The 26,137-nt window shown below is 72.2% G+C and carries 25 protein-coding genes and 1 tRNA gene; 11 read left to right on the top strand and 15 right to left on the bottom strand.

The window, feature by feature from the left end; all coding sequences use genetic code 11:
* Positions 1 to 2: 2 nt before the first annotated feature.
* Together FJ658_RS12470 and FJ658_RS12475 are read right to left on the bottom strand one after the other, a co-directional pair.
* Positions 3 to 473, bottom strand: a complete 471-nt coding sequence (locus FJ658_RS12470) for an NUDIX hydrolase (protein ID WP_141145692.1) — start codon at positions 471 to 473, stop codon at positions 3 to 5.
* A gap of 4 nt (positions 474 to 477) precedes the next feature.
* Complete coding sequence (locus FJ658_RS12475) at positions 478 to 1,239, bottom strand: SDR family oxidoreductase (protein ID WP_141145693.1); 762 nt, start codon at positions 1,237 to 1,239, stop codon at positions 478 to 480.
* Positions 1,240 to 1,395: 156 nt separating this feature from the next.
* On the opposite strand from FJ658_RS12475, the gene FJ658_RS12480 reads away from it, so the two are divergent.
* From FJ658_RS12480 to FJ658_RS12495, 4 genes are all read left to right on the top strand, one after another.
* Complete coding sequence (locus FJ658_RS12480) at positions 1,396 to 1,869, top strand: NfeD family protein (RefSeq protein WP_141145694.1); 474 nt, start codon at positions 1,396 to 1,398, stop codon at positions 1,867 to 1,869.
* Complete coding sequence (locus FJ658_RS12485) at positions 1,866 to 2,885, top strand: SPFH domain-containing protein (RefSeq protein ID WP_141145695.1); 1,020 nt, start codon at positions 1,866 to 1,868, stop codon at positions 2,883 to 2,885. The genes FJ658_RS12480 and FJ658_RS12485 overlap by 4 nt, the downstream gene beginning before the upstream one ends.
* 2 nt (positions 2,886 to 2,887) lie before the next feature.
* Positions 2,888 to 3,676, top strand: a complete 789-nt coding sequence (locus tag FJ658_RS12490; RefSeq protein WP_255447707.1) for a glycerophosphodiester phosphodiesterase family protein — start codon at positions 2,888 to 2,890, stop codon at positions 3,674 to 3,676.
* A 107-nt stretch (positions 3,677 to 3,783) separates the two neighbouring features.
* Positions 3,784 to 4,146: an RNA polymerase-binding protein RbpA gene (locus FJ658_RS12495; protein ID WP_141145696.1), complete on the top strand. Its 363-nt coding sequence runs from the start codon at positions 3,784 to 3,786 to the stop codon at positions 4,144 to 4,146.
* A 41-nt stretch (positions 4,147 to 4,187) separates the two neighbouring features.
* On the opposite strand, the gene lnt is transcribed toward FJ658_RS12495, so the two are convergent.
* The 9 genes from lnt to FJ658_RS12540 all read right to left on the bottom strand — a co-directional run bounded on the left by lnt (position 4,188) and on the right by FJ658_RS12540 (position 14,146).
* The gene (gene lnt / locus FJ658_RS12500; protein WP_370454797.1) at positions 4,188 to 5,822 is read right to left on the bottom strand and encodes an apolipoprotein N-acyltransferase; all 1,635 of its coding nucleotides are present in this window, start codon (positions 5,820 to 5,822) and stop codon (positions 4,188 to 4,190) included.
* Positions 5,819 to 8,263, bottom strand: coding sequence for an RNA helicase (locus tag FJ658_RS12505; RefSeq protein ID WP_141145697.1), 2,445 nt, complete (start codon positions 8,261 to 8,263; stop codon positions 5,819 to 5,821). Before FJ658_RS12505 ends, lnt begins: the two co-directional genes overlap by 4 nt.
* Positions 8,260 to 9,024, bottom strand: a complete 765-nt coding sequence (tatC, locus tag FJ658_RS12510) for a twin-arginine translocase subunit TatC (RefSeq protein ID WP_141145698.1) — start codon at positions 9,022 to 9,024, stop codon at positions 8,260 to 8,262. Before tatC ends, FJ658_RS12505 begins: the two co-directional genes overlap by 4 nt.
* A 53-nt stretch (positions 9,025 to 9,077) precedes the next feature.
* Positions 9,078 to 9,338 carry a twin-arginine translocase TatA/TatE family subunit gene (gene tatA, locus FJ658_RS12515; RefSeq protein ID WP_141145699.1) on the bottom strand — a complete coding sequence of 87 codons (261 nt, stop codon included), beginning with the start codon at positions 9,336 to 9,338 and terminating at the stop codon, positions 9,078 to 9,080.
* 71 nt (positions 9,339 to 9,409) lie between these two features.
* Entirely contained in the window at positions 9,410 to 10,408 is a 999-nt protein-coding gene (locus FJ658_RS12520) for a YafY family protein (protein ID WP_141145700.1), read from the bottom strand.
* Positions 10,395 to 11,408 carry a YafY family protein gene (locus tag FJ658_RS12525; protein ID WP_141145701.1) on the bottom strand — a complete coding sequence of 338 codons (1,014 nt, stop codon included), beginning with the start codon at positions 11,406 to 11,408 and terminating at the stop codon, positions 10,395 to 10,397. The genes FJ658_RS12520 and FJ658_RS12525 overlap by 14 nt, the downstream gene beginning before the upstream one ends.
* 62 nt (positions 11,409 to 11,470) lie before the next feature.
* Positions 11,471 to 12,403 (bottom strand): hypothetical protein, encoded by a 933-nt coding sequence (locus FJ658_RS12530; protein ID WP_141145702.1) that lies wholly within the window; start codon positions 12,401 to 12,403, stop codon positions 11,471 to 11,473.
* Between the two features lie 31 nt (positions 12,404 to 12,434).
* Positions 12,435 to 13,463 carry a tRNA (adenine-N1)-methyltransferase gene (locus tag FJ658_RS12535; protein ID WP_141145703.1) on the bottom strand — a complete coding sequence of 343 codons (1,029 nt, stop codon included), beginning with the start codon at positions 13,461 to 13,463 and terminating at the stop codon, positions 12,435 to 12,437.
* A complete protein-coding gene (locus FJ658_RS12540; RefSeq protein WP_255447709.1) occupies positions 13,460 to 14,146 on the bottom strand; it encodes an HAD family phosphatase in 687 nt (228 codons plus the stop codon). Before FJ658_RS12540 ends, FJ658_RS12535 begins: the two co-directional genes overlap by 4 nt.
* A 71-nt stretch (positions 14,147 to 14,217) precedes the next feature.
* Between FJ658_RS12540 and FJ658_RS12545 the strand changes: the two genes are divergently transcribed.
* Both FJ658_RS12545 and FJ658_RS12550 read left to right on the top strand, forming a co-directional pair.
* The gene (locus FJ658_RS12545) at positions 14,218 to 15,078 is read left to right on the top strand and encodes a proteasome assembly chaperone family protein (RefSeq protein ID WP_141145704.1); all 861 of its coding nucleotides are present in this window, start codon (positions 14,218 to 14,220) and stop codon (positions 15,076 to 15,078) included.
* A gap of 131 nt (positions 15,079 to 15,209) precedes the next feature.
* Complete coding sequence (locus FJ658_RS12550; protein ID WP_181408444.1) at positions 15,210 to 15,701, top strand: VanZ family protein; 492 nt, start codon at positions 15,210 to 15,212, stop codon at positions 15,699 to 15,701.
* Here the strand turns inward: FJ658_RS12550 and FJ658_RS12555 are convergent.
* Both FJ658_RS12555 and FJ658_RS12560 read right to left on the bottom strand, forming a co-directional pair.
* A complete protein-coding gene (locus FJ658_RS12555) occupies positions 15,638 to 16,498 on the bottom strand; it encodes an undecaprenyl-diphosphate phosphatase (RefSeq protein WP_141145706.1) in 861 nt (286 codons plus the stop codon). The genes FJ658_RS12550 and FJ658_RS12555 overlap by 64 nt on opposite strands.
* Positions 16,499 to 16,512: 14 nt before the next feature.
* On the bottom strand, positions 16,513 to 17,811 hold the full coding sequence (locus FJ658_RS12560; protein ID WP_141145707.1) for a M20/M25/M40 family metallo-hydrolase: 1,299 nt from the start codon (positions 17,809 to 17,811) through the stop codon (positions 16,513 to 16,515).
* 109 nt (positions 17,812 to 17,920) lie between these two features.
* Here FJ658_RS12560 and FJ658_RS12565 point away from each other — a divergent pair.
* The 3 genes from FJ658_RS12565 to FJ658_RS12575 all read left to right on the top strand — a co-directional run bounded on the left by FJ658_RS12565 (position 17,921) and on the right by FJ658_RS12575 (position 19,760).
* A tRNA-Leu gene (locus tag FJ658_RS12565) sits at positions 17,921 to 18,005 on the top strand.
* A gap of 143 nt (positions 18,006 to 18,148) precedes the next feature.
* Positions 18,149 to 18,628 carry a hypothetical protein gene (locus FJ658_RS12570; protein WP_141145708.1) on the top strand — a complete coding sequence of 160 codons (480 nt, stop codon included), beginning with the start codon at positions 18,149 to 18,151 and terminating at the stop codon, positions 18,626 to 18,628.
* Positions 18,629 to 18,737: 109 nt separating this feature from the next.
* Positions 18,738 to 19,760, top strand: a complete 1,023-nt coding sequence (locus FJ658_RS12575) for a hypothetical protein (RefSeq protein ID WP_141145709.1) — start codon at positions 18,738 to 18,740, stop codon at positions 19,758 to 19,760.
* Between the two features lie 7 nt (positions 19,761 to 19,767).
* Here the strand turns inward: FJ658_RS12575 and FJ658_RS12580 are convergent, their stop codons facing one another.
* Complete coding sequence (locus FJ658_RS12580; RefSeq protein ID WP_141145710.1) at positions 19,768 to 20,118, bottom strand: VOC family protein; 351 nt, start codon at positions 20,116 to 20,118, stop codon at positions 19,768 to 19,770.
* Between the two features lie 98 nt (positions 20,119 to 20,216).
* On the opposite strand from FJ658_RS12580, the gene FJ658_RS12585 reads away from it, so the two are divergent.
* The gene (locus FJ658_RS12585) at positions 20,217 to 21,866 is read left to right on the top strand and encodes a DNA polymerase Y family protein (RefSeq protein WP_141145711.1); all 1,650 of its coding nucleotides are present in this window, start codon (positions 20,217 to 20,219) and stop codon (positions 21,864 to 21,866) included.
* Positions 21,867 to 21,885: 19 nt separating this feature from the next.
* On the opposite strand, the gene FJ658_RS12590 is transcribed toward FJ658_RS12585, so the two are convergent.
* Complete coding sequence (locus FJ658_RS12590) at positions 21,886 to 22,500, bottom strand: GNAT family N-acetyltransferase (RefSeq protein ID WP_141145712.1); 615 nt, start codon at positions 22,498 to 22,500, stop codon at positions 21,886 to 21,888.
* An 86-nt stretch (positions 22,501 to 22,586) separates the two neighbouring features.
* Here FJ658_RS12590 and FJ658_RS12595 point away from each other — a divergent pair, with 86 nt between their 5' ends.
* Positions 22,587 to 26,132, top strand: coding sequence for an error-prone DNA polymerase (locus tag FJ658_RS12595; RefSeq protein WP_141145713.1), 3,546 nt, complete (start codon positions 22,587 to 22,589; stop codon positions 26,130 to 26,132).
* Positions 26,133 to 26,137: the final 5 nt, after the last annotated feature.

Consider the following 26,137-nt stretch of genomic DNA (forward strand, 5'->3'; position numbering starts at 1 on the left):
CGTCAGTGCTGGGACGCGTCGGGCCGGGAGGAGCGGATGGCGCGGCGCACCAGCTCGGGGAGCTCCTCCGGCTCGTAGGGGTCGTCGGTGGCGTCGAGCTCGTCGACGCTCCACCAGCGGTGCTGCTCGAGATCGACCTGCTCGTCGTCGGTCCAGTTGTCGCTGGCCGGCGTGAAGCTCATCGTGCGCGTCACGTAGTACTCGGCGTGTCCGCGGTCGTGATCGGCCTGATCCCAGGTCACATCGAAGTCGAGGCTGAACACCGGGCCCTCGAGCGGCGCATCCTGCAGCCCGGTCTCCTCGAACAGCTCGCGCACGCCCGCCTCGAGGTGCGTCTCGTCGCCCTCCACTCCCCCGCCGGGCGTCATCCAGCGCGCGAACCCGCTCGAGTCGGGAGCGCGCGTCAGGAAGAGCAGCACCCGGTCGCGCTCGTCGACGACCAGGATGCGCGAGGTGCGGCGCAGGCGGGGCATGCGCTCAGCGCTGGAAGCCGCTGATGTCGCCGACGTAGCGCGTGTGGTCCTCGGGGATCGGGTCGACAGCCGCCTGGGCGACCTCGGCGGCGAACTCGTCGACCTTGTAGAGACGGCCGGCGTCGTCGCGACGCGACTGGATCGCGCCCGGATTGACGCGCTCGAGCAGGGTCGCCGTGATGGTGCCCTCGATCATGTCGCCCGAGACCACCACGAAGGCGATGTCCTTCTCGGTCAGGCCGGGGATGCGCTCGCGCAGCGCGTCCTCGCCGGCCCGCTTCGACAGGGCGACCGCCTCGTACTCGGGCATCGTCGGGGTGGTCTTGATGAAGTGCGCCTGGTGGCTCGTGACGAACACGACGCGCGATCCGGGCACGAGCACCTTCTCGGCGGCGGTGAGCACGTTGACCTGCGCGTCGCGGTTGAGCTTCATGGCGTAGTCCTCGCCGAGGCCCGACTCCATGCCGCCCGAGGCGTTGAGCACGAGCAGGTCGAGGCCGCCCCAGCGCTCCTGCACCTGGGCGAACATCGCCTCGACCGAGGCGGGGTCGGTCAGGTCGGCGCCGACGGCGAAGGCCTCGCCACCCTGCGCCTCGATGCCCGCGACGATCTTGAGCGCGCGCGGCTCCTTGTTGCGGAAGTTGATGACGACCTTCGCGCCGGCGTCGGCGAGGAACTTGGCCGTGTCGGCGCCGATGCCGCGGGAGGAGCCGGTGACGAGTGCGCGGATGCCGGTCAGGGAGCCGGGAGCGAGGGGAGTTTCCACGGACAGCGAGCCTAGCAACGCCCGCCGCCGGAGGAATTCTCGCGCCCGGTCGGGGATGACCCGGAACCCCGGCCGGCGCTGTGGAGAGCCCCGTCTCGCCGCCACCCGCGGGTGATAGTTTCGACACATCGTCGGACTATCCGAAGGAGGCGCCCGATGGCCGAGTTCCTGACCCAGTGGGCCTGGGTGGTCTGGATCGCGCTGATCCTCCTGTTCGTGATCATCGAGATGATGAACCTCGAGTTCACCTTCCTCATGCTGGCGATCGGCAGCCTCGGCGGGCTCGTCTCCGGTCTCTTCGGCGCTCCCTGGTGGGCGCAGGTGATCATCGCCGGCGTCGCCGCGGTGCTGCTGCTCTTCCTCGTGCGCCCGGCGCTGCATCGCCGGCTGCACCGCGGGGCCGACCCCGCCAAGAGCAACGTCGAGGCGCTCCTCGGCCTCACCGGCAGCGTCGTCAAGGCCTTCGACGAGGGCCGCGGTCAGGTGAAGCTCGCCAACGGCGAGACCTGGACCGCCCGGCTTGGCGTCGACTCGCCCCTCCAGCCCCACGACGGCGACCGCATCGTCGTCACCGCGATCGAGGGCTCGACCGCCGTGGTCGCGCCCGCAGAAAGGACCGCACCCCAGTGAATTCCTCCGGTGAGCTCTTCGGAGCGGCCCTCCTCGTGATCCTCGTGGTCATCGTCGTCATCTTCGTGCTGGTGACGATCTTCCGCTCGATCCGCATCGTGCCCCAGGCCTACGCCGGCGTCGTCGAGCGCCTCGGCCGCTACCACAAGACCCTCACGCCCGGTCTGAACCTGCTGGTGCCCTTCATCGACCGGCTCCGTCCGCTCGTCGACATGCGCGAGCAGGTCGTCTCCTTCCCTCCGCAGCCCGTCATCACCGAAGACAACCTGGTCGTCTCGATCGACACGGTCGTCTACTTCCAGGTGACGGATGCGCGCGCCGCGACCTACGAGATCGCCAACTATCTCGGGGCGGTCGAGCAGCTCACCACGACGACGCTGCGCAACGTGGTCGGCGGTCTGAACCTCGAGGAGGCGCTGACCAGCCGCGACAACATCAACGGCCAGCTGCGCATCGTGCTCGACGAGGCCACCGGCAAGTGGGGCATCCGCGTCGGCCGCGTCGAGCTCAAGGCGATCGACCCGCCCATCTCGATCCAGGACTCGATGGAGAAGCAGATGCGCGCCGAGCGTGACCGCCGCGCGCAGATCCTCACCGCCGAGGGCACCAAGCAGGCCGCGATCCTGCAGGCCGAGGGAAGCCGTCAGGCCGCGATCCTCGAGGCCGAGGGTGACGCCAAGGCCCAGGTGCTGCGCGCGCAGGGTGAGGCCGAGGCGATCCAGACCGTCTTCAGCGCCATCCACACCGGCGACCCCGACAGCAAGCTGCTCGCCTACCAGTACCTGCAGACCCTGCCGAAGCTGGCCGAGGGCGACGCCAACAAGCTCTGGATCATCCCGAGCGAGCTGACCGAGGCGCTCAAGGGCATCGGTCAGGGCTTCTTCGCGCCGCGGGCCGAGCAGCCGTTCACGGCGAAGCCCGCCGGAGCGACGAGCCCGGTCGCGACGACCGCGGCGCCGACGTCGCCGGCTGCGCCGCCGAGCACGCCACCGACCACCCCGCCGACGAGCGCCTGAGCGTGGGCGCTCGAATCGGGTCGAGCGCCTACCTGCAGCCCGCTCCCCCGCGCGTGATCGCGCACCGTGGGCTCGCGCTCGACGCCCCGGAGAACACCCTGCTGGCGTTCCTGCACGCCTTGAACGTCGGCGTCACGCATCTCGAGACCGACGTGCACGGCAGCCGGGATGCGGTGGCGGTCGTCAGCCACGATCCCGACCTGCGGCGCGTGGCCGGGCGCCCCGACCGCGTGTCGGAGCTGACCATGGCGGAGCTGCGCCGCGTGCCGCTCGGCCACGACCAGGGCTACTGCTCGCTCGAGGAGCTGCTCGACGCGTTCCCCGAGGCGCGCGTGAACATCGACATCAAGAGCGCCGACGCGATCGGCCCCGCGCTCTCGGCGATCCGCCGCACGCGCGCGGAGCGGCGGGTGCTGATCGGCTCCTTCAGCGGCACGCGCCGACGCGCGGTCGTGCGCGGGCTCACCGGCGTGGCGACCTCGGTGTCGGCGCGTGGCGGTGTGGCGGCCGTGGCCGCCGCCAACGCGGGTCTGACGCCGATCGTGCGACGGGTGCTGCGCGATGTCGACGCGACGCAGCTGCCCGTCCGGGTGCTCGGCATGCCCGTCGACAGCGCCCGCGTCATCCGCGCCTTCCACGCCGCGGGCGTCGAGGCGCACTTCTGGACGATCAACGACGCGACCGAGATGGAGCGCCTTCTCGACGCCGGGGCGGACGGGATCGTGACCGATCGGGCCGACATCGCGATGCAGGTTCTGCGGGCCAGGGCAGGTGCCGCCGATCCCCTGTGAATGGTCTGGAAAGGGCCGTTCGCGGGCATCCGCAGAGGACCCTTTCCGTTAGACAGTGGTGTCACAGCGACAGGTTGTGGCACACAGCGCACGGAGGAGGCCACACGATGGCAGATCGAAGCCTGCGCGGTATGCGACTCGGGTCCCAGAGCCTGCAGAGCGAAGAGGGTATCGAGTTCTCACCGCGCAAGAAGAGCATCTATCGCACCGAGGACGGACAGACCTTCGAGGTCATGTTCTCGGCCGACGCGGAGGTGCCGGAGTTCTGGTCCTCGCCCCGCACCGGTCAGGAGGGCCACCTCGTCGGCGAGGACGGCGAGCTGGTCGAGGTCGAGCAGGTCGAGGCGAAGCCCGCCCGCACCCACTGGGACATGCTGCTCGAGCGCCGCACCGAGGCCGAGCTCGAAGAGCTCCTGCAAGAGCGACTCGAGTATTTGCGAGCCCGCCGCGGCAGCCGCAAGAGCGCCTAGCGCTCCCCGCTCCACTCCCCCGATTTCCGAGGGCGTCGTCGTCAGACGGCGCCCTCGTCGCGTGTCCGGCGAGTGACCGACCGCGTGAGGCGGAGCATGACACCCGCGGCGATCAGCAGGAGCAGCGCGCCGAGCGCGAGGAACCACTCGAGCTGCGCGCCGATCGCCACCGCGGGCGTCGTGCCCGTGCGCAGCGGCACATCGTCGACGATGACGCCGGGCTCGTAGGTCGCCAGCCGGTGCGTGACCGTGCCATCGGGCAGCACCACGGCCGAGGTGCCGACGGTCGAGATGTTCACGACCGAACGCCCGAGCTCGAGGGCCCGCACCTGCGCGATCCCGAGCTGCTGCACGCTCTCGTCGGTGTCGCGACCGAAGTCGGCGTTGTTCGTCTGGGCCAGGATCACCTGGGCCCCGTCGTCGACGCTCTGCCGCATGATCGCGTCGTCGACGATGTCGAAGCAGATCGCGAACCCGGCGATCGCGCGGCCCACATCCATCACCGTGTCGGTCGTGCCGGGGGTGTACTCGCGCTGCACCAGATCGATCAGGTCGGGGGCGAAGGGCCGCCAGAAGGCGCGGTCGGGGATGTACTCGCCGAACGGCACCGGATGCTTCTTGTCGTAGTGGTCGACGGCGTCGCCGTCCTCCCAGAGCAGCGAGGTGTTGAAGTACTCGTCGCCGCGCTGCGTGATCGTGCCGCCGACGATCGGGGCGTCGGTCTCGGCCGACACCAGATTCCAGATGCGAGCGGCCCACGGATCGCGCAGCGGGTCGACGTCGGAGGCGCCCTCGGGCCAGACCACGACGTCGACGTGCTGGTCGAAGACGGGCTCGGTCGCCTCCGCCTGGCCGATCAGGTTGTCGCCGACCGCCGCGGGCGGGTCGAAGTAGCCCGCCTTCGTGTCGCCCTGCACGGCGCCGACGCGCAGCGTGCCGTCGGGAGCGGTGGGGAACGCCGGCACAATCAGCAGCACGAGCGTCACGGCGGTCACGAGCGCGCCGCGCCGCGCACGCCCCGGCGCGAGGAGCCGCGAGAAGCGTGCGGCTGCGCCGACCGGCGTCGACGCGGCGCGCGAGCGGAGGGCGGGGGCGAGCGCGGGGTCCAGCGCCACCTCGATCGCGACCGCGACGAGCAGCACCATGACGAACCCCACGCCCGAGGTGCCGAGCCAGCTGAACAGGCCGTCGAACGGCGAGGCCGACTGCGAGAACGCGACGCGCCCCCACGAGAAGCCGCCGTAGGGCCACACGCTCGACACGCCCTCGCGCAAGGTCCACAGACCGGCGACCACGGCGGGAGTCAGCAGCAGGCGACCGAGGCGTCCCGGGGCGACCCGCGGCATCCAGCGGTAGGCGAGGGCGATCAGCATCGTGCCGAGCCCGGTCCAAATCGTCATGAGGCCCGCGAGCGCCGCCCAGGGCAGCACGCCGAGGAACCGGCTGGCCCAGCCGATGTGCGGGAACCAGAAGGCGGCGCCGAACGCGAGCCCGATCAACAGTGCAGCGCCGAGGCGTCGGCCCCGCGCGGTGAGCAGCGCGAGCGCGATCGCCGGGAAGGCCAGCACCCAGATGCCGAGCTCGGGGAACGCGGCGTCGAGCACGGGCCCGGCCGCGAGCGCGACCAGCACGGCGGCGCCGAGCGGCAGGCGGCCGCGCGGCGGGGATGCGATCACAGGGCGCCGTCCGACACGACACCGCGGCGGATGCCGTCGATCGCCCGGCGCGCCGTCGGCCCGACCTTGCCCTCGGCCACGATCGAGATCTGGTCGAGCAGATCGATCGCCTGCTTCATCCAGCGCACGAAGTCGCCGGCGGCGAGGCCCGCATCCCGCAGCACGCTGTCGAGGCGGGCGCCCCCCGCCCAGCGGTAGGCGGCGAGCGAGAGGCCCGCGGCGGGCACGTCCTTCGAGGGCAGGCGGTGCTCGTCCTCGAGGTCGCTGAGCTGCGCCCACAGCTCCTCGGTGGCCGTGAAGGCCGGGCGGAACGGGCCGCGGGGCAGCTCGATCGGCTCGCCCGTCTCGCGGCGCGGCTCGAAGACCAGCGCGATGGCCATCGCGGCCAAGGCCGGCGCATCCAGCTCGTCCCAGAGGCCGCGACGCAGGCACTCGGCCACGAGCAGGTCGCGCTCGCCGTAGATGCGGCGCAGCAGGCGGCCGTCGGCGGTCGTCTCGATCTGGTCGCCCGTGCCGGCCAGGTAGCCGAGCTCGAGCAGCACCTCGGTGACGCGGTCGAAGACCTTCGCCACGGCCCCCGTGCGCCCGTCGACCTGCGAGCTGAGCTTGTCGGTCTCGCGCTTGAGACGCCACCAGCGCTCGGCCCAGCGGGAGTGCGCCTCGCGGTCGTTGCAGGAGTGGCAGGGATGCTGCCGCATCCGCCGTCGCAGGTCGGCCATGTGCCGCTGACGCCGATCGCGCTCTCCGCGACTGCCCCCGTCGGAGCGCGAGTTCTTGCGCTCGAGATCGCTCAGCTCGCGACGCATCGAGGCGTACTCACGGAAGTCGCCGAGGTGGCAGGTCATCGCCTGGGCGTAGCCGTCGAGGCTCTCGCGCTGCGACTTGACCTTGCGCGCCAGGTCGACGACCGCGCGGTCGGCCTGGAACTGCGCGAACGAGCTCTCGAGGATCTCGCGCGTGCGCACCCGGCCGAACTGCGCGACCAGGTTGACGGCCATGTTGTAGGTCGGCCGGAAGCTCGAGTTGAGCGGATAGCTGCGCCGGGAGGCGAGCGAGGCGACGGCCTGCGGGTTGAGTCCGCTCGACCACTGGATGACCGAATGGCCCTCGACGTCGATGCCGCGGCGCCCGGCGCGACCGGTGAGCTGCGTGTACTCCCCCGGCGTGATCGGCACGCGGGCCTCGCCGTTGAACTTCTCGAGCTTCTCGAGCACGACCGTGCGGGCGGGCATGTTGACGCCGAGCGCGAGGGTCTCGGTGGCGAAGACGACCTTGACCAGCTTGCGCTGGAACAGCTCCTCGATGACCTCTTTGAAGGCCGGCAGCAGCCCCGCATGGTGCGCGGCGACGCCCCGGGTCAGCCCCTCGAGCCACTCCCAGTAGCCGAGCACCGCCAGATCCTCGTCGCGCAGGGTGCGGCAGCGCTCCTCGGCGATCGCGCGGATCTCCTCGCGCTCCCACGCCTCGGTCAGCCGGATCCCGCTGCGCACGACCTGCGTGACCGCCTGGTCGCAGCCGATGCGACTGAAGACGAAGAAGATCGCCGGCAGCAGGTTCTTGTCGTCGAGCATCCGCACGAACTCGGCACGGTCGATGCGATCCGCGTTGCGGAAGTCGCGACGCCCCTTGTCCTTGTGGTGGATGCGCCGCAGGTCGCCGCCCGCGCGCCCGCCGAGCCCGCGCCCTCCCGCCGCCGCGAGGCGGGCGAGCTCGGGATTGACCCGGTTCGTCGCCGCCTGCCCCGAGGAGTCGAAGAGGTCGAGCATCTTGGTGCGCACGACGACGTGCTGGTCGAGCGGCACGGGCCGCTCCTCCGAGACGATCACGTCGGTCTCGCCGCGCACGGCGCCGAGCCAGTCGCCGAACTCCTCGGCGTTCGACACCGTGGCGCTGAGCGACACCATCCGCACCGCCGGGGGCAGGTGGATGATGACCTCCTCCCACACGGCCCCGCGGAAGCGGTCGGCCAGGTAGTGCACCTCGTCCATGACGACGAAGGCCAGGTCGCGCAGCAGGGGCGAGTCGGCGTAGAGCATGTTGCGCAGCACCTCGGTCGTCATCACGACGACGCGGGCGGAGCTGTTGACGTTGCTGTCGCCCGTGAGCAGGCCGACCTCGTCGGGGCCGTACTCGGCGACGAGCTCGGCGTACTTCTGATTCGACAGCGCCTTCATGGGCGTCGTGTAGAAGACCTTGGCGCGCGGCGAGAACATCGCCAGGTACACGGCGAACTCGGCGACGATCGTCTTGCCGGCCCCGGTCGGGGCAGCGACGAGCACGCTGCGGCCCTCCTCCAGCACGCGGCACGCCGCCAGCTGGAAGGGATCGAGGTCGTAGCTCAGCTTCGACCGGAACGCCTCGAGGCGTGGAGACCCGTGCCGCGCCCGCGACGCGGCATAGCGCTCGGAGGGGCTCGGGGCGCTCGGCTCGACGGCGCTCATGCCTCGGCCGGCAGGCCGGAGGAGGCGAGGGCGGCGGCGGCCCGCCGGTCGACGGCACGGTCGTGCCACATCGAGAGGCCGACCGCGGCGAAGTAGAGCGCGACCATCGGCACCGCGAGCAGGAACATCGAGAAGATGTCGGCGGCCGGGGTCGCCGCCGCCGTGAACAGCGTGATCGCCAGGATCGCCCAGCGCCAGCCCTTGAGGATCGAGCGGCCGCGCAGCACCCCGGCGAAGTTCAGCAGCACGAGGAACACCGGCAGCACGAAGGCGACGCCGGTGGCCAGCACGAGCTTGAGGATGAAGTCGAGGAAGTACTTCGCGTCGAAGAAGGTCGTGCCGTTCGCCGGCACGAAGCTCGCCATGAGCTCGACGATGTGGGGCATCACGAAGAAGCCGGCCGCGCATCCGGCCAGGAACAGCGGAACCGCCGAGAAGAAGAAGCCGAAGACGTAGCGCTTCTCGGTGCGGGTCAGACCCGGCGTGAGGAACGCGAAGATCTGCCACAGCCAGACCGGGCTCGAGATGACGATGCCGATCGCCAGGGCGATCTGGAACCTCACGTCGAAGGCGGTGGCGATGCCGGAGAAGTTGATCGACACCGCGCCCTGCTTGGCCTCGGAGAGGACCGTGACGGGGTTGGAGAGGATCGGCCAGACGAAGTCGTAGAGGAAGAACCCGGCGACCGTGCCGGCCACGACGCCCAGGGCGCCGATCATCAGGCGATTGCGGAGCTCGACGAGGTGTCCCCCGAGCGACATCCGGCCCTCGGGGTTACGCTGCCGCTTCCGCTTGGTGCGCGCGGCCACCCGGGTCAGGACTTGTCAGCGGGCGGGGCGCTGCTCGTCGTGGCCGTCGTGGTCTCGGCCGGCGCGGCGGGGGCGCTCTCGACGGTGCCGACCGGAGCATCCTTGGCCGGCTTGTCGTCGCTCTTCATCTCGTTCTTGAGGATCTTCGCCGACTGGCCGACGCTCTTGGCGAGGGCGGGGAGCTTCGTCGCTCCGAAGATCAGCAGGATGACGACGAGGACCAGCAGCAGGTGCCAGCCGGTGAATGCGTTTCCGAAGATGCCCATGGTCCGATCCTCCGTGGTCGGGAAGTGTCCTTCAGTGTAACCCCGTCACGACGATGCCCCGGGGATCGAGGTCACACCTCGTCGTATCGTGCGAGCGCCCTGTGAGCCCACGCGGCGACGGCTGTGCGCGCCTCGGGCGGCCCGACGACGGTCGCGACGCCCGGCATCCCCGAGATCAGCCGGGTGAGCACCTCGAGGTGCGAGATCGGCAGTTCGAGACGCACGAGGTCGCCGTGCTGCGACCGCGGGGCGTCGTCGGGCAGGTAGTCCGCCAGCAGCGGCAGGGCCGCGGCCGCGACGTCGATCGTCGCGACGAGCTCGGTGGATGCGCCCTCGAACAGCTTGTCGGGCAGCGCCACCTCATCGACGCCGTGCTCGATCGGCCGGTCGGTCACGACCACGTCGGACATCCGGTCGAGCCGGAAGGTGCGCACGGCCTGACGCAGGTGGCACCAGCCGCGCAGGTACCAGTCGGTGTCGTTGGAGTCGATGCGCAGCGGATCGACGCGACGACGCTCGCTCTCGCCGCGCGAGTTGAGGTAGTCGAGCTCGAGCTGCACGCCGCGGGCGACGGCGTCGCGGATCGTCGCGAGGGTCGCATCCCCCGCCACGCCGGCCACGCCCACGGGGGCGACCTGCCCCGAGGTGCCGCGCGAGAGCTTGCCCATGAGCGTCGCGATCGCGGCGCTGTCGGCCGTCTCGGGCAGCGACGAGAGGTACTGCAGGCCGGCGATGAGCGCCGCCGCCTCCCGTGCCGAGAAGCGCGGGGCGTCGTCGATGGCCACGAGGTTCGTCAGCACGATCTCGCCGCGCTCCTCGAAGGCGTCCCAGGCGATGTCGAAGAGGTCGCCGTGCTGGTACGACGAGGTGTCGCCGGGCACGCCGCTCACGGCGATCAGCTCCACCGACTCGCGCACGAGGTCCGCATCCACGTCGAAGTGCGCGGCGGCCTCGTCGACCGTGACGCGCTCGTGGTCCATGAGCCACGGCACGAGCGCCAGCAGGAACGCCAGGCGGTCGCGCGCGCTGAACTTGGGCGCCGACGGCGCGTCGGCCTTACGCCTCGGCATGGGCGTCTCCGATCGCGGTCAGGCGCTGGCGCACGGCCGAGCGCAGCTCGGGCGGCGCGAGCACGAGCACCTCGGGGCCGAAGGCCGCGAGCTCGTCGGCGAGGATCGCCAGATCGACGTAGTGCAGTCGCAGGCGCGGATCGGCGGCCGCGTCGTCGAGCACGCGCTCCGCCCCCGGACGGTGTCCGAGCCGGCGCTCGGCGTCGCTGCCGGCCACGACCTCGACCTCGGCGACGCCGTCCTGCCAGACCTCGGCGAGCGAGGCCAGGGCCTCGGCCGCGAAGTCGCCGTCGCGCGGCGGAGCGGCCCGGCCCGTCGCGACCGGCCCGACGATGCGGCGCAGCAGGAACATCTTGCGGCGCCCGGTGTCGGGCTCCTCCGCCGAGAGGTGCCAGCGCCCCTGGTACTGCACGAGGGCGAGCGGGATGACGTTCCGGTCGCTCGCGGCCGTCTGGCCCGGCTTGAGGTACTGGAACCGCACCATCAGGTGCTTCTCGAGGGCCGCATCCAGGGCGGCGAAGGCCGCATCGCGCGAGCGCACCCGCGGCTGGTAGCCGAGCACCGGCTGCGGCGTGTCGGCGCCGATGCCGCGCAGCTTGAGCAGCGCGCGCCGCGACTCCCCCGACAGCGCGCCCTCTCGCCACACCATGGCGGCGAGGTTGAGCATCGAGGTCTCCTCGGCCGTGAACCGCACATCGGTCGGCAGCTCGTAGGCGCCCTTGCGGATGCGGTAGCGCAGCGTCTGGTTGTTGCCGGCGTCGCCCGGCGCCTCGATCGTCTCGAGCGGCACTCCGAGCTCGCGGATGTCGTCTTTGTCGCGCTCGAACTGACGCTCGAGGTTCGCGTTGTCGCCGCCCGCGACGTAGCGCTGGCGGTAGCCCTGCACGGTCGACAGGATCTCGCTCTTGCTCAGGCCGCCCTCGGTGGCGAGCAGCGCGAGCACGAGGCTGAAGAGGCGCTCCTCGACGGCGACGCGCGGCGCGGGGGTGGATGCGGACACGTGAAGGATCCTAGGTCGCGACACCCGGCCGTGTCGGTGGTGGAGGTGAGGAGGTGCGTCGCCTACTTGACGACGCCGAGCACGTCGACGACCACGATCGTCGCGGCGGCGTCCGTGCCACCCGAGGCGCTGGCGGGCAGCACCTGGATCAGCTGGGTGCCGATCTTCTTGCCGACGAGCTGCGGCGAGAAGGGAGCTGCCTGGTCGCCGGTCTCCCCCGCGGGCACGATCTGCGGCGAGCCGTTGTCCCAGGTGGAGGTGTTCACCGAGGCGGTGTCGCCCCACGACCAGGCGGTGTACTGCACGAGCACGTTGTCACCCTTGTGCACCGTCGCTCCGCCGCCGGCCTTGACGGTCGCCGTGGTCTTCTTCGTGGGGGCGTCGTCGCCCGGCAGCACGATGCCCGGCTGACCGTCGGTCGCGGTGACGACCGAGGGCAGGCCCGGGGTCTGCAGCTGGTTCACGCCATCAGCCTTGCCGGCGTAGCGGCCGACGACGTCGATCACGAAGACGAGCGAGGTGTCGTCGGGGATGCCCTGCTGGGCGAGGGCGCCCTCGCCGAAGGCGGCCTTGACCGTCGCGGTCATCGCGACGCGCGAGCCGACGGTCTGGCACACGAGGGCCTTCGCCAGAGCATCCTTGCCGTGGGTCCACCGCAGCACGGCGCCGGAGTCGTCGTAGCCGGCCGAGGTGACGGTCTGGCCCGTGCTGGCGAGCTCGATGCGCGCCGTGAACGCGGCCACGTCATCCTGCTGCACCTGCGCGCCGTCGCCGCGCGTGATCGCGCTGAGCTGCACGCCCTTGGCGTTGAGCGGGGTCGGGAAGTCGATCTTCGGCTCGGCGCCGATCTTGCCCGTGGCCTCGATGGTCGAGCTGGCCGCTCCCGAGCGGTAGGGGCTGCAGGAGACGTCCTTGCCGGTCTCCGCCGCCGCGCAGGCGCTCAGCGAGGCGATCGCCAGGGCGGCGATGGCGAGAACGGGGGCGATGCGACGCACGGGTGTCCTTCCGAAGGGGCCGAGGGGAAGTCTAACGGGGCTGATCGGCGTCGCCGTGCGCGCCGTCGGCGTCGGGCGAGCTCTCGGCGCCGGTCTCGCTGGCGAGCTTCTGCGCATCCCGCACGACGCGGCGCAGGCGCTTGTCGCTCGTGTTCCGCTGCCCGAGCGAGCCCGGGGTCCACAGCTCGACGTCCTCGTCGCTGAACTCGCTCTTGGATGCGCGGCGCTTCAGCTGCGGCAGCTCCGCGCCCGGCGCGAGCCGGCGCGCGGTCACGAGGAAGCCGGTGTGACCGACCATGCGGTGGTCGGGTCGCACGGCCAGGCCCTCGACATGCCAGCCGCGCACGAGGGTCTCGACGGGCTCGGGATGCGTGTACTCCCCCGTCGCGCGGATCGCCTCGACGACGCGCGAGAGCTGCGTGACCGTGGCGACGTAGCAGATGACGACGCCGCCGGGGCGGAGCGCGGCGGAGACGGCGGGCAGGCACTCCCAGGGCGCGAGCATGTCGAGCACGACCCGGTCGATCGTGCCCGGCTCGGCCGCCTGCGGCAGCTGCTCGGCCAGGTCGCCGACCGTGACGCTCCAGTTCGCGGGCTGCTCGCCGAGGAACGCGGCGACGTTCGCCTGCGCGATCTCGGCGAACTCCTCGCGGCGCTCGAACGACATCAGGCGCCCCTCGGAGCCGACGCCGCGCAGCAGCCAGAGCGACAGCGCGCCCGAGCCGACGCCGGCCTCGACGACGGTCGAGCCCGGGAAGACGTCGGCCAGCGCGAGGATCTGCGCGGCGTCCTTCGGGTAGACGATCGCCGCACCGCGTGGCATCGACATGACGAAGTCGGCCAGCAGCGGCCGCAGCGCGAGGTACTCGTCGCCGTTCGTCGCGGTGAGCACCGAGCCGTCGGGCCGGCCGATGATCTCGTCGTGATTCAGCATGCCGCGGTGCGTGTGGAACACCTTGCCCGGCTCGAGCGTGATCGTGTTCATGCGGCCCTTGGGGCCGGTCAGCTGCACGCGGTCGCCCGTCACGAAGGGGCCGCTGCTGCGGCGCTGGGCGCTCATGCGACACCCCCGCTCGTGCGCGCGGCCCGCGAGGCGTGCACCGCGAGCAGGTCGTCGAGGCCGCGGCCGGCGAAGCCATCCCACAGCGCGTAGTCGGGGCTCTCGGGCAGCTGCACGTGCAGCGGCACCGCGATCACGGCGGCACCGGAGGCGACGGCGGAGGCCACGCCGGGGCGCGAGTCCTCGACCGCGACGGCGGTGCGCGCATCCACCCCCAGCAGCTCGGCGCCGCGCAGGTAGGGGGCGGGATCGGGCTTCGTCGCCGCGACCTCGTCGCCCGTCACGGTCACGTCGAAGAGCTCGGGGCCGATCGCCGCGATGACGACGTCGGCGAAGTCGCGGTACGACATCGTCACCAGGCCGGTCGGGATGCCCGCCGCCCGCACCGCGCGCAGCAGGTCGAGCGCGCCCTCCCGGTAGGGAACCTCGACGCGCGTCAGCTCGATCACGCGGTCGGTGAGGGTCTGGATGATCTGCTCGACCGGGAGGTCGACGCCGTGGCTCTGGAACACCTTCGCGGCGTCGGGCAAGCCGAAGCCGACGACCGAGAGGCCGTCCTGCTCGGTCCAGGTGCCGCCCCACGATCCGATCAGCTCGGATTCGGCCCGCATCCAGTACGGCTCGGTGTCGACGAGCGTGCCGTCCATATCCCAGAGAACAGCAGAGGGCAGCGCGTCGGTCACGAGCGACGAGTCTACGACGCGCCTATTGTGGGTCAGGACAGCGGCCCCGTCGGTCGCGGGACGGATGACGCATGACGGATGAGCAGGGCTTCGGCGCCGGACCCGTCGTCGTCGTGGCCTTCGAGGGCTGGAACGACGCCGGCGAGGCCGCCAGTGGCGTCGCCCGCGCGCTGCGCGATCAGCTCGAGCTCGATCCGATCACCAGCGTCGATCCCGAGGACTACTTCGACTACCAGTTCAACCGCCCGCAGGTCGAGACCGACGAGAACGGCGACCGCGTGCTGCGCTGGCCCGAGGTGACGCTCTACGGCGATGGCGGCGGCGCGTCGCCGGTCATGCTGCTCATGGGCACCGAGCCCTCGCGCGGCTGGCGCACCTTCTCGGCCGAGATCGTCGACAAGATCCTCGCCTCGGGCGCGAGCGGCGTCGTCTTCCTCGGCGCGATGCTCGCCGACGTGCCGCACACCCGCCCGATCTCGATCTTCACCTCGAGCGAGAGCCCCGAGCTGCGCGAGCGCTTCACGCTCGACCGGTCGAGCTACGAGGGCCCGGTGGGCATCCTCAGCGTGCTCGGGGATGCGCTCGACCGCGCCGGCGTGCCGACCCTGTCGATCTGGGCCTCCGTTCCGCACTACGTGCACAACTCCCCCAGCCCCAAGGCCACGCTCGCCCTGATCGAGCGGCTCGAGGACTTCATCGACGTGCAGATCGCGCGCGGCTCGCTCGTCGAGGAGTCGGCGGCCTGGGAGGACGGCATCGACGCCCTGGCCGGCGACGACGACGACATGGCCGCCTACATCCAGCAGCTGGAGCAGGCGCGCGACACGGTCGACTCGCCCGAGGCCAGCGGCGACGCGATCGCCGAGGAGTTCGAGCGCTACCTGCGCCGCCGCGACGGCAAGGCCGGCGGCGAGCCGGGCCCGCGGGGCTAGACCGGCCGGGTGAGGACACGATGACCGCACGCGCACCTCACCGCCCCGGGCATCGACACGCCCTGCATCACGAGCACCGGCGCGCGCTGCACCACGAGCATCGGCGCGCACTCACCCGCTCGAAGGCGGTCGTGATCGCGCTGAGCGCGGCGTATGCCGTGCTGCTCGGCGTCGTGGTGCTGTCGCCCGAGCGCATCGACGGGATGCACGGCGAGCGGATCGAGCCGGTGCTGCGGCTGCTCGCGGGCTGGGGCGTGCCGCGGGCTGCGGCCTACGACGTCATCGAGTCGGCCGCGAACGTCGTGCTCTTCGTGCCGGGCGGACTGCTGGTGGTCGCGCTGCTCTCGTTCCGCTGGCGCTGGTGGGTGCCCGTGCTCGGCGTCGCGATCTCGACGGCCGCCGAGCTCGCGCAGCACACCTGGCTGCCCGACCGGGTGGCCGACCCGCGCGACATCGTCGCCGACGCGGTCGGCTTCACGCTCGGCGGGGTGATCGGCGTGCTGATCGGGGTGGCGCTGCACCGCCGGCACGCACGGCCGTCCCCGGCCCCGTCCGCGGATCAGGCCGCGACGACTCCCGTGCCCAGCAGCACCAGCAGCACGACGCCGAGCAGCACGCGGTAGATCACGAAGGGCAGGAACGAGCCCTTCGACACGTAGCGCAGGAAGAAGTGGATGACGGCGAAGCCGATCACGCCCGCGATCACGGTCGCGACGAGCGTCTCCACCGGGCCGAACACCTCGGGGGCGCAGGCTCCCGCGGTTGCCGAGGGGTCGCATCCCCTGACCGACTTGTAGACCTGATAGAGCCCGCTGCCGAAGACCGCGGGCAGCGCCAGCAGGAACGAGTAGCGCGCGGCCGACGGGCGGTCGTAGCCCATCAGGCGACCGGCGGTGATCGTGCCGCCCGAACGCGAGACGCCCGGGATGAGCGCGGCCGCCTGCGCGAGACCGTAGATCACCGCGTGCGGGAAGGTCAGCTTGTCGAGCGTGCGGGTGCGGGCCGCGAAGCGATCGGCGACGCCGAGCAGGATGCCGAACACGATCAGCGAGATCGCCACGAACCAGAGCGAGCGGAAGGTCGTCTCGATGTCGTCCTGGAACAGCAGGCCGAGCACGACGATCGGGATCGTGCCCAGGATGATGAACCAGCCCATGCGCGCATCCGGATCGCTGCGCGGCGCCCTGCCGACGAGCGACTTCGCCCAGGTGCCGACGATGCGCACGATGTCGCGCCAGAAGTAGATCAGCACCGCCGTCTCGGTGCCGAGCTGCGTGATCGCGGTGAACGCCGCGCCGGGGTCGCGCCCGTCGAGCAGGAACTCCCCCACGATGCGCAGGTGGGCGCTCGAGGAGATGGGCAGGAACTCGGTCAGACCCTGGACGATGCCGAGGATGATCGCGGTGAGGAGATCGGTCACGGGGAGGAAGTCTGTCAGCAGTCGAGCAGGAGGTCGCCCAGAACCCGCCGCCCGAACGTCAGAGCGCTCAGCGGGACCCGCTCGTCGACGCCGTGGAACATGGCCGGGAAGTCGAGATCCCCGGTCAGCTGCAGCGGGGCGAAGCCGTAGCCGGCGATGCCGAGCTTCGACAGCGCCTTGTTGTCGGTGCCGCCGCTCAGCAGATAGGGCAGCACGGCCGCACCCGGGTCGGCGCGCAGGAGCGCGTTCGACATGCGCTCGACGAGGTCGCCCGAGAAGGGGTTCTCGAGGCCGACGTCGCGGTGCATCGTCTCGATCTCGATGTCGGAGCCGACGATGCGCTGCACCTCGGCCAGCACGCGGTCCTCCTCGCCTGGCAGCACGCGGATGTCGACGAGCGCCTCCGCGCGGTCGGGCACGACGTTGTGCTTGTAGCCGGCCTGCAGCACGGTCGGGTTCGAGGTGGTGCGCAGGGCGCCGTAGAGGAAGCCCGCACCGGTGCCCGTGCGGCGCAGCAGCTCGTCGGGCTCGACCGAGCCGGGCTCGACGCCGTGCAGCCTCGCCAGCTCGGTCAGCATCCCGTCGGTCGTGCCGGTCAGCTCGATCGGCCAGTCGGTGCGGCCCAGCGCCGAGACCGCCTCGGCGAGCCGCGTCACGGCGTTGTCGCGCACGAGGCGCGAGCCGTGCGCGGCCGGACCGCGGGCGATCAGCTTGATCCACAGCAGCGCCTTCTCGCCGGTCTGCAGCAGGTAGGCGCGGCGGCCGGCGACGTCGATCGAGTAGCCGCCGACCTCGCTGATCGCCTCGCTCGCGCCCGCGAAGAGCTCGGGATGCGCATCCACGACGTGATGGGCGCCGAAGTCGCCGCCGTTCTCCTCGTCGGAGAAGAACGCCACGATCACGTCGCGCGCCGGGCGCTTGCCGGCGTCGTGGATGTCGCGGAGCGCGGTGATGATCATCGCGTCCATGTCCTTCATGTCGACCGCGCCGCGGCCCCAGAGCAGGCCGTCGCGCACCTCGCCGCCGAAGGGGTCGACGGTCCAGTTCGCGGGGTCGGCCGGCACCACGTCGGTGTGCCCGTGCAGCACGAGCGCCGGGCGGCTCGGGTCGGCGCCCTCGACGCGGGCGACGACGCTCGTGCGACCGGGCGCCGCGTCGAAGAGCTGCGGCGCGAGGCCCATCGAGCGCAGCTCGGCCTCGAGGTACTCGGCCGCCTCGGTCTCGCCGTTCGAGCGCCCCTCGCCGTGATTCGTGGTGTCGAACCGGATGAGGTCGCGGGCGATGCGGGCGGTGTCTTCGAGCTGCTCGGCCATGCTCTCCACGCTACCCGGGGGCGGCGTGCGCGAGTGGTCGGAGAGGGGGTCTGGGCCGTGCTACTGTCGTCTCTCGGTGCTGACGCTCAGAGCGTCGGGACCGCGACTCGCGCGGGTGGCGGAAATGGCAGACGCGCTAGCTTGAGGTGCTAGTGCCCGTATAGGGCGTGGGGGTTCAAGTCCCCCCTCGCGCACGCGAGTCAGACGGCCCCGGATCGAGAGATCCGGGGCCTTCTGCGTTCTCGGATGGCGTGCTCTGCGTTCTCGGATGCCGTGGTCCTGCGCGCGCGCTGAGTGCGCATCCGGAGCCCGCTGTCGCACCTCTAGCCTCGTTCTCATGGACCAGGACGCCGCATTCGATCAGGTCGCGACCGCGCTGCGCGCGTCATCCATCGTCTGGGACTCGGCCGGCTTCACGACCGCGTTCCCCGACGGCTTCGAGCGCATCGTCTCGGGCATCGTGCACACGATCGGCCCCGAGCGCATCGAGTGGATCGAGTCGCGGTTCCTGCCCGACAGCCCCAAGGCCCAGGCGATCGTGCTCGCGGACGGACTCGTGCTGCTCGCGGTCATGACGCCCGAGGGCTTCGGACTGCACGTGCGGCCGCTGCACGTCGAGGCGCTGAGCGTGACCGCGACGCCGCTCGTGCATCCCGTCGGACACGGCGGCGGATCGGTCACCGAGGAGTCGGTGTTCCGCTTCTCCGCCGCGATCGACGGGCTCGACCAGGTCGAGTTCCCCTGGCAGCCCGAGACCTCGGCGCAGCTCGAGCGGCTGTCGGCGCAGTACCAGCGGATGCTCGCGCGGCTGCGCTGAGCGCGGCGGGCTGAGGGCGGTTGGGCTGATGTGAGGGATGTCGGCGGCCTTTGACACCATCGAACATGTGTTCGATGCTGGGTCCATGAGAGCGGGAGCGGAGCGCGGGGTGGCAGCGGCCGTCGCCGTGCTCGAGATCGCGCCCGATCTGCTGGGTGACGAGTTCGGCGACGGCGGAGAGGGCGCCGACACGAGCGACGACGAGTTCGACGCCGCAGGCCCCGCGGGCACCACGGCCTCGTCGAGACGCTCCGGAGTCGCCGGCCTCGCCGGCATCCCCGGTCTCCGATCGGCCTCGGCGCTCGGAGGCTCCGGCGCGCATCCGGATCGCCGACCCGAGCGACGAGACGGCACCCGGGAGACGCAAGGCCGCGACCAGCACGGGCAGGGCGAGATCGTGCAGGAGCTGCAGGGGCGCATCCGGGGCATGCAGCGCCGGCGGCTCGACAGCCGCGCCCTGCCGGCCGACGAGACGCTCGGCGATCTGCTGCCCGGCGGCGCGCTCGCCGCGGGCGACAGCTATGCGATCCGCGGCTCGACCTCGCTCGCGCTCGCGCTGCTGCGCGCCCCCAGCCAGGCCGGCTCGTGGTGCGCGATCGTCGGCCTGCCCGACGTCGGCCTCGAGGCGGCCGCGGGGCTGGGGCTCGACCTCGATCGCGTCGTGCTGGTGCCGCATCCCGGCGACCACTGGATGGCCGTGGTGTCGGCGCTCGTCGACGTCGTGTCGGTCGTGCTCGTGCAGCCGCCCCTGCGCGACGGGCGCGCGCGCGTCGGCGAGACGGCCGCGACCCGGCTCGCCTCGCGCCTGCGCCAGCGCGAGGCGGTGCTGCTCGCGATGGACGACTGGCCGCGGGCCGAGGCCCGGCTCGCGGTCGGCGAGTCGAGCTGGTCGGGCATCGGCGCCGGATTCGGGCACCTGACCGGACGCCAGGCGACCGTGACGTCGGTCGCGCGCGCCTGGGCGGGGCGGGAGCGCTCCCGGCGACTGTGGCTGCCGGGCGCCGACGGCGCGATCGCCCCGGTCGGGCGCGCCGCGGGCGGCGCGGCGAACCAGGACTCCCCCACGACCGCGATGCCCGGCGAGGTGACGGGGGGCGAGGCGCGGCATCCCCGCCTGCGCAGCGCGGGGTGAGGGGGCGCTACTCGCTGTCGAGCACGCAGAAGGTGTTGCCGTCGGGATCGCGCAGCACCGTGTAGTCGGCGTCGTCCTCATAGCGCCAGTCGTCGACACGGGTGGCGCCAAGACCGACGAGGCGCGCGATCTCGGCCTCGGCATCATCGGGCGTCAGGTCGAGATGGTGGCGACGCGGTCGATCCGACGTCGCCTTCTGCAGTGCGAAGCGCGGGATGGCCTCCCCCGTGCGCGGCACCAGCACGGTCCACTCGTCGTCGGAGCCGGGCTTGACCTCGTAGTCGAGCGCGGCCGTCCAGAACTCGATCGCCCGCGACATGTCGGTGACACCCCAGACGAAGGTCTTGATCGTCAGCATGGCGGCAGTCTGCCGTGCGCCTCCGACAGCGACGACGGCTCTCGGAGGCTGTGGAGAATCGGAGTTGACACACTCGAACATGTGTTCGAATATGTGGCATGCGATTCCGACCGACACCCGGCCTGGCGGAGTCCGGCCGTCCGGCCGGCGACCGTCTCGGGCAGCGCCTGCTGGTGCTCTGGGCGCCCGACTGGCCGGTCGTGGCGCACGCGCGGGCCGAGCGTCTCTCCGCCGACGCCCCGGTCGCGCTCGTCGATCGCGGCGAGGTGCTCGCCTGCTCGCGGGCGGCTCGGGCCGAGGGCGTGCGGCGGGGTCTGCGTCAGCGCGAGGCGCAGTCGCGCTGCCCCGGCCTGCGCGTGCTGCGCTACGACTCGTCACTGGATGCGCGGGCCTTCGAGCCGGTGATCGCCGGCCTCGAGCAGCTGCTGCCGGGGGTGCACCCGATCCGCCCGGGCATTCTCGCCGTCGCGGCGCGGGGCCCGGCGCGCTTCTACGGCGGCGAGAAGGCGGCGGCGCTGGCGCTCCTGGGCGCCCTGCACGAGCTGGGGGTCGCCGATGCACGGGCGGGCGTGACCGAGGGGCTCTTCGCCGCGACGCTCGCGGCTCGGGCGACCCGCGCCGACGCCCCCGTGCTCGTGGTTCCGGCGGGCTCGGCGGCGGCGTTCCTCGCCCCGCTCCCGGTGCGGCTGCTCGAGTCGCCCGAGCTGGGCACGCTGCTCCCTCGGCTCGGTGTGCACGACCTGGGCTCGTTCGCGGCCCTGCGGGCGCATGACGTGGCCTCGCGCTTCGGCCCCGAGGGCTCGCGTCTGCACGCACTCGCCAGCGGATCCGACGTGCGAGCGGCGACCCCGCGCACGCCTCCGCGCGACGTCGAGGCCGTGATCGACTTCGAGCCTGCGCTCGACCGTGTCGATCAGGTGGCGTTCGCCGTGCGCTCTGCCGCCGACGACATCGTGACGGGTCTGCTCGAGCAGAAGCTCGTCTGCACCGCGCTGCGCATCGTATTCGAGGGCGAAGAGGGCGAGCAGAGCGATCGGCTCTGGCTGCACCCCCGCTGGTTCCAGGCGACCGAGATCGTCGACCGCGTGCGCTGGCAGCTCAGCGGCGCCCTGCGCAGCGACGAGCGCCGACACGACCCGGATGCGGCGGGCGAGCTGCGCAGCGCCGTCGCGCGGGTGCGCATCGAGCCCGAGACCGTGGATGCGGCCGGCAGTCACGAGCGCGGGCTCTTCGGCTCGGGGCCGGAGGAGGGCGTGCACTCGGGGCTCTCGCGCGTGCAGGGGCTCATCGGGCACCGCGGCGTGCTGACGGCGACGCCCTCGGGCGGGCGCGGGCCGGCCGAGCGGCAGACGACCGTGCCGTGGGGCGATCGCGCGATCATCACCCGCGAGCGCCGTCGCCCCTGGCCGGGGAGGCTGCCCGACCCGGCGCCGTCGACGGTCTACGAGCTGCCGCGTGAGCTGCGGGTTCAGGATGCGGCGGGCCGAGCCGTCGCGGTCGACGAGCGCGGTGTGCTCAGCGCGCCCCCGGCGGCGCTGCTCTGCACGACGCCGACCACGCCGCTCTGGCCCGGCGGCGAGCGGCTCGACGTGAGCTCGTGGGCGGGGCCCTGGCCGCTCGACGAGCGGTGGTGGGATGCGCGGGCCGCGCGGCGCGCGCACCGGTTCCAGATGGTCGACAGCCGCGGCGGCGCCTGGCTGCTCGTGCTCGACGAGCGCGGCTGGTGGGCGGAGGGCCGCTATGACTGAGCGTGCCGACGCGCTGGTCTCAGGCGTCGGCCGCCGTCAGCTCACGGCGCATGATCCAGCGATCCCGGCCGCCGCTGTGCGCGGTCGTCTCCGCGGCGCGGGAGAAGCCGTGCTGCTCGAAGAGTCGCACCGTGCCGACGTAGCCCGAGATCACATCCACCTTGTCGGTCGCGTCGATCTCGACCGGATAGCCCTCGATCACGTCGGCGCCGTGGGCCGCCGCGTGCGCCACGGCGCCCTCGAGCAGCACGTGCATGAGCCCGTGCCGGCGGAAGCCGGCGCGCACGACGAAGCAGACCGCCACCCAGGCGTCGCGCTCGTCGAGCACCGGGATCGTGCGCGAGTTCATGAGTCGGCGATAGCTCGAGCGCGGAGCGATCGAGCACCAGCCCGCGACCTCGCCGTCGACGTAGGCGAGCACGCCGGGCCCGGGCTCCTGCTCGCACTCGGCGCGCATGTAGAGAGGGCGCTCGGCGTTCGAGAGCCGCGCGTCGCGGTAGCTCATGCACCAGCATCCGCCGCCACCCGGCTTCTTCACGCCGACCACCTCGGTGAAGTCGTCGAAGCGGTGCAGGGCCGGGCGCACCTCGATGTCGGGCTCGTGGTCGACGGGATACCTCGGTCGGCTCGCCATGTCGGGAGCGTAGACCCCGCCCCCGACGATGTGGCCACGCGGGATGCGGCGCACGTCACGGCGGCACGCGATCGGGCGGTGCGCTGATGGGCTGGAGCAACCCCCCGATCCCGTGGTCGGAGTTCGAGCGCGCGCTCTCCGACGTGCGGCGCCCGAGCGAGAAGCCCGGCGACGTCGACGGCGGCGACAGCCCGGCCTGGGGCCCGAAGCGCCCGCGCTACCAGGCGCCCGGCGACGTCGTGCGCGCCGCCGACGCCCTGCCCTACGCCGAGCTGCACGCGCACTCGAGCTACAGCTTCCTCGACGGCGCATCCGGCCCCGAGGAGCTCATCGAGGAGGCCGAGCGGCTGGGTCTGCACGCGCTCGCGCTGACCGACCACGACGGCTTCTACGGCATCGTCCGCTTCGCCGAGGCCGCCGAGCCCGCGCAGGTGAAGACCGTGTTCGGCGCCGAGCTGTCGCTCGGGCTGTCGGGTCCGCAGAACGGCGAGGCCGACCCCGAGGGCACTCATCTGCTCGTGCTGGCACGGCGAGAGGAGGGCTACCACCGGCTCTCGGCCGCCATCACGGCCGCCCAGCTGGCCGGCGGCGAGAAGGGGCGGCCGATCTACGACCTCGCCGATCTGGGCCGGCGGGCCGAGGGGCATTGGGTCGTGCTGACCGGATGCCGCAAGGGCGCCGTGCGCCAGGCCCTCGAGCGCGAGCTGCCGCAGGCCCGGCGCCGCGCGCAGCAGGGCGATGCCGACCAGAACGGCGCCGTCGGGAATCGAGCCGATCACGACGACGTCCGGCGCGGGGCCGCCACCGAGCCCCCGCCCTTCCCGCAGACCCTCGCCGAGCTCGACCGCCTGGTCGAGCTGTTCGGCGCCGGCAACGTGGTCGTCGAGATCTTCGACCACGGCGAGCCGCTCGACAGCGAGCGCAACGACGTGCTGGCCGCGCTCGCCGCACTGCGCGGCCTGCCGGTGATCGCGACCGGCAACGTGCACTACGCGACCCCCGACCGGCATCCGCTTGCGACCGCCGTCGCCGCCGTGCGCGCGCAGCGCAGCCTCGACGAGCTCGAGGGCTGGCTGCCGCCCTCCGGCGCCGCGCACCTGCGCAGCGGGCGCGAGATGCGCGAGCGCTTCTTCCGCTATCCCGGTGCCATCGAGCGCACGGTCGAGCTGGCCGACGAGCTCGCCTTCACCCTGCGCACCGCCCGGCCTAAGCTGCCGCGGCAGCAGGTGCCCGAGGGGCACACCCCGATGTCGTGGCTGCGCCACCTGGTCTGGGATGCGGTGCCCCGCGTCTACCCCGACGCCGACGACGCCGTGCGCGAGCGCATCGAGAGCGAGCTCGCGGTGATCGAGACGAAGGACTTCCCCGGCTACTTCCTGATCGTGCACGAGATCGTGAGCTTCGCGAAGGGCGAGGGCATCCTCTGCCAGGGCCGGGGATCCGCGGCCAACTCGGCCGTCTGCTACCTGCTCGGCATCACCGCCGTCGACGCGATCTTCTACCGGCTGCCGTTCGAGCGCTTCCTCTCCAGCCTGCGCGACGAGGAGCCCGACATCGACGTCGACTTCGACTCCGACCGGCGCGAGGAGGTCATCCAGCACGTCTTCGATCACTACGGTCGCGAGCGGGCCGCGCAGGTGGCGAACGTCATCCAGTACCGCCCCAAGAACGCCGTGCGCGACATGGCGAAGGCGCTCGGGCACTCCCCCGGCCAGCAGGACGCCTGGTCGAAGCAGGTCGAGCGCTGGGGTGCGCAGCTCACCAGCGACGAGGGCAACGACATCCCCGAATCGGTGATCGGCCTGGCGACGCAGCTGCTGAAGTTCCCCCGCCACCTCGGCATCCACTCGGGCGGCATGGTGCTGACCGAGCGTCCCGTCGGCGAGGTCGTGCCGATCGAGCACGCGCGGATGGAGAAGCGCACGGTCGTGCAGTGGGACAAAGACGACTGCGCCTGGATGGGGCTCGTCAAGTTCGACCTGCTCGGCCTGGGGATGCTCGCCGCCCTGCAGCACTGCTTCGACCTGCTGCGCGCCGGCACGGGCGAGGACTGGACGCTCGCGACCCTGCCCAAGGAGGAGGCCGGCGTCTACGACATGCTCTGCCGCGCCGACTCGATCGGGGTGTTCCAGGTCGAGTCACGGGCGCAGATGGGCCTGCTGCCGCGCCTGCAGCCGCGGCGCTTCTACGACCTCGTCGTGCAGATCGCGCTCGTGCGCCCCGGGCCGATCCAGGGCGGCGCCGTGCATCCCTTCGTGCGCCGCAAGCTCGGGCAGGAGCCGATCAGCTACCTGCATCCCAAGCTCGTCGGCCCGCTCGAGCGCACGCTCGGGGTGCCCGTGTTCCAGGAGCAGCTGATGCAGATGGCCGTCGCCGTCGGCGGCTGCACGGGCGAGGACGCCGACCAGCTGCGCCGGGCGATGGGCTCGAAGCGCGGGCTCGAGCGCATCGACCGGCTCAAGGCCAAGCTCTACGAGGGGATGGCCGAGAACGGACTCGTCGGCGAGGTCGCCGACGACATCTACGGCAAGATCCAGGCCTTCGCGAACTTCGGCTTCGCCGAGAGCCACAGTCTCAGCTTCGCTCTGCTCGTCTACGCCTCGTCGTGGCTCAAGCTGCACCACCCCGCCGTCTTCCTCGCCGGGCTGCTGCGCTCGCAGCCGATGGGCTTCTACTCCGCCTCGTCGCTCACCGCCGACGCGCGCCGGCACGGCGTCGAGGTGCGCCGGCCCGACCTGCAGCGCTCCGACTGGCAGGCCGGGGTCGAGCCGCTCGACCCGGATGCGCCGCTCGCGCCCGCGGGAGGACCGGCCTCACCGCAGACGGTCACCGGGCGCGATGCCTGCGCCGAGCGGCTGCAGCCCGAGGTCGATCGATTCGACCCCGCCGCACCGAACGAGGATGCGGCGCACCGCCGCGACGGCAACCTGGCCGTGCGGCTCGGGCTCGCCTCGGTCACCCGCATCGGCGACGCCGTCGCGAAGCGGATCGTCGCCGAACGGGTGCGCGGCGGCGCCTACCGCGACATGGAGGACCTGGTGCGGCGCACCGGCCTCACGACGCCGCAGCTCGAGGCGCTCGCCTCGGCCGGCGCGCTCGAGTGCTTCGGCCTCAGCCGCCGCTCGGCGCTGTGGCGCGCGGGCAGCGCCGCGCAGGACCGCGCCGAGTTCCTGCCCGGCACGGTCGTGACCGTGCAGCCGCCGCTGTTCCCCGACCCGACCGGATTCGAGACCCTCGCCGCCGACCTCTGGGCCACCGGCGTCAGCGTCGACGACCATCCGCTGCATCACCTGCGGCCCCGGCTCGACGAACGGAAGGTGCTCACCTCGGCCGGCCTGCGCACGGGCGAGAGCGGGCGGCGCATCGAAGTGGCCGGCGTCGTCACGCACCGCCAGCGCCCGGCGACCGCGAGCGGCATCACCTTCCTCAACCTCGAAGACGAGACCGGCCTCACGAACGTGATCGTGTCGATGGGCGTGTGGGGGCGCTACCGCCGGGTCGTGCGCGACTCCCCCGCCCTGATCGTGCGGGGCATGCTCGAACGCAGCAGCGAGGGCGTCACCAACGTGCTCGCCGACCGCATCGAGCCGCTGCGCCTCGACGTCAAGCACCGCAGCCGGGACTTCCAGTGAGCAGC

The organism is Schumannella sp. 10F1B-5-1 (genome assembly GCF_006517535.1).
Lineage (GTDB): Bacteria > Actinomycetota > Actinomycetes > Actinomycetales > Microbacteriaceae > Schumannella.

Bases quoted from the DNA above. Each gene is read 5' to 3' on its own strand.
- tatA (WP_141145699.1), bottom strand. From the start codon at position 9,338: ATGGGCATCTTCGGAAACGCATTCACCGGCTGGCACCTGCTGCTGGTC.
- FJ658_RS12505 (WP_141145697.1), bottom strand. From the start codon at position 8,263: ATGAGCGCCGTCGAGCCGAGCGCCCCGAGCCCCTCCGAGCGCTATGCC.
- FJ658_RS12545 (WP_141145704.1), top strand. From the start codon at position 14,218: ATGACGGATGAGCAGGGCTTCGGCGCCGGACCCGTCGTCGTCGTGGCC.
- FJ658_RS12495 (WP_141145696.1), top strand. From the start codon at position 3,784: ATGGCAGATCGAAGCCTGCGCGGTATGCGACTCGGGTCCCAGAGCCTG.
- FJ658_RS12520 (WP_141145700.1), bottom strand. From the start codon at position 10,408: ATGCCGAGGCGTAAGGCCGACGCGCCGTCGGCGCCCAAGTTCAGCGCG.
- FJ658_RS12470 (WP_141145692.1), bottom strand. From the start codon at position 473: ATGCCCCGCCTGCGCCGCACCTCGCGCATCCTGGTCGTCGACGAGCGC.
- FJ658_RS12590 (WP_141145712.1), bottom strand. From the start codon at position 22,500: ATGGCGAGCCGACCGAGGTATCCCGTCGACCACGAGCCCGACATCGAG.
- FJ658_RS12585 (WP_141145711.1), top strand. From the start codon at position 20,217: ATGCGATTCCGACCGACACCCGGCCTGGCGGAGTCCGGCCGTCCGGCC.
- FJ658_RS12480 (WP_141145694.1), top strand. From the start codon at position 1,396: ATGGCCGAGTTCCTGACCCAGTGGGCCTGGGTGGTCTGGATCGCGCTG.
- FJ658_RS12535 (WP_141145703.1), bottom strand. From the start codon at position 13,463: ATGAGCGCCCAGCGCCGCAGCAGCGGCCCCTTCGTGACGGGCGACCGC.
- FJ658_RS12560 (WP_141145707.1), bottom strand. From the start codon at position 17,811: ATGGCCGAGCAGCTCGAAGACACCGCCCGCATCGCCCGCGACCTCATC.
- FJ658_RS12580 (WP_141145710.1), bottom strand. From the start codon at position 20,118: ATGCTGACGATCAAGACCTTCGTCTGGGGTGTCACCGACATGTCGCGG.
- FJ658_RS12595 (WP_141145713.1), top strand. From the start codon at position 22,587: ATGGGCTGGAGCAACCCCCCGATCCCGTGGTCGGAGTTCGAGCGCGCG.
- tatC (WP_141145698.1), bottom strand. From the start codon at position 9,024: ATGTCGCTCGGGGGACACCTCGTCGAGCTCCGCAATCGCCTGATGATC.
- FJ658_RS12570 (WP_141145708.1), top strand. From the start codon at position 18,149: ATGGACCAGGACGCCGCATTCGATCAGGTCGCGACCGCGCTGCGCGCG.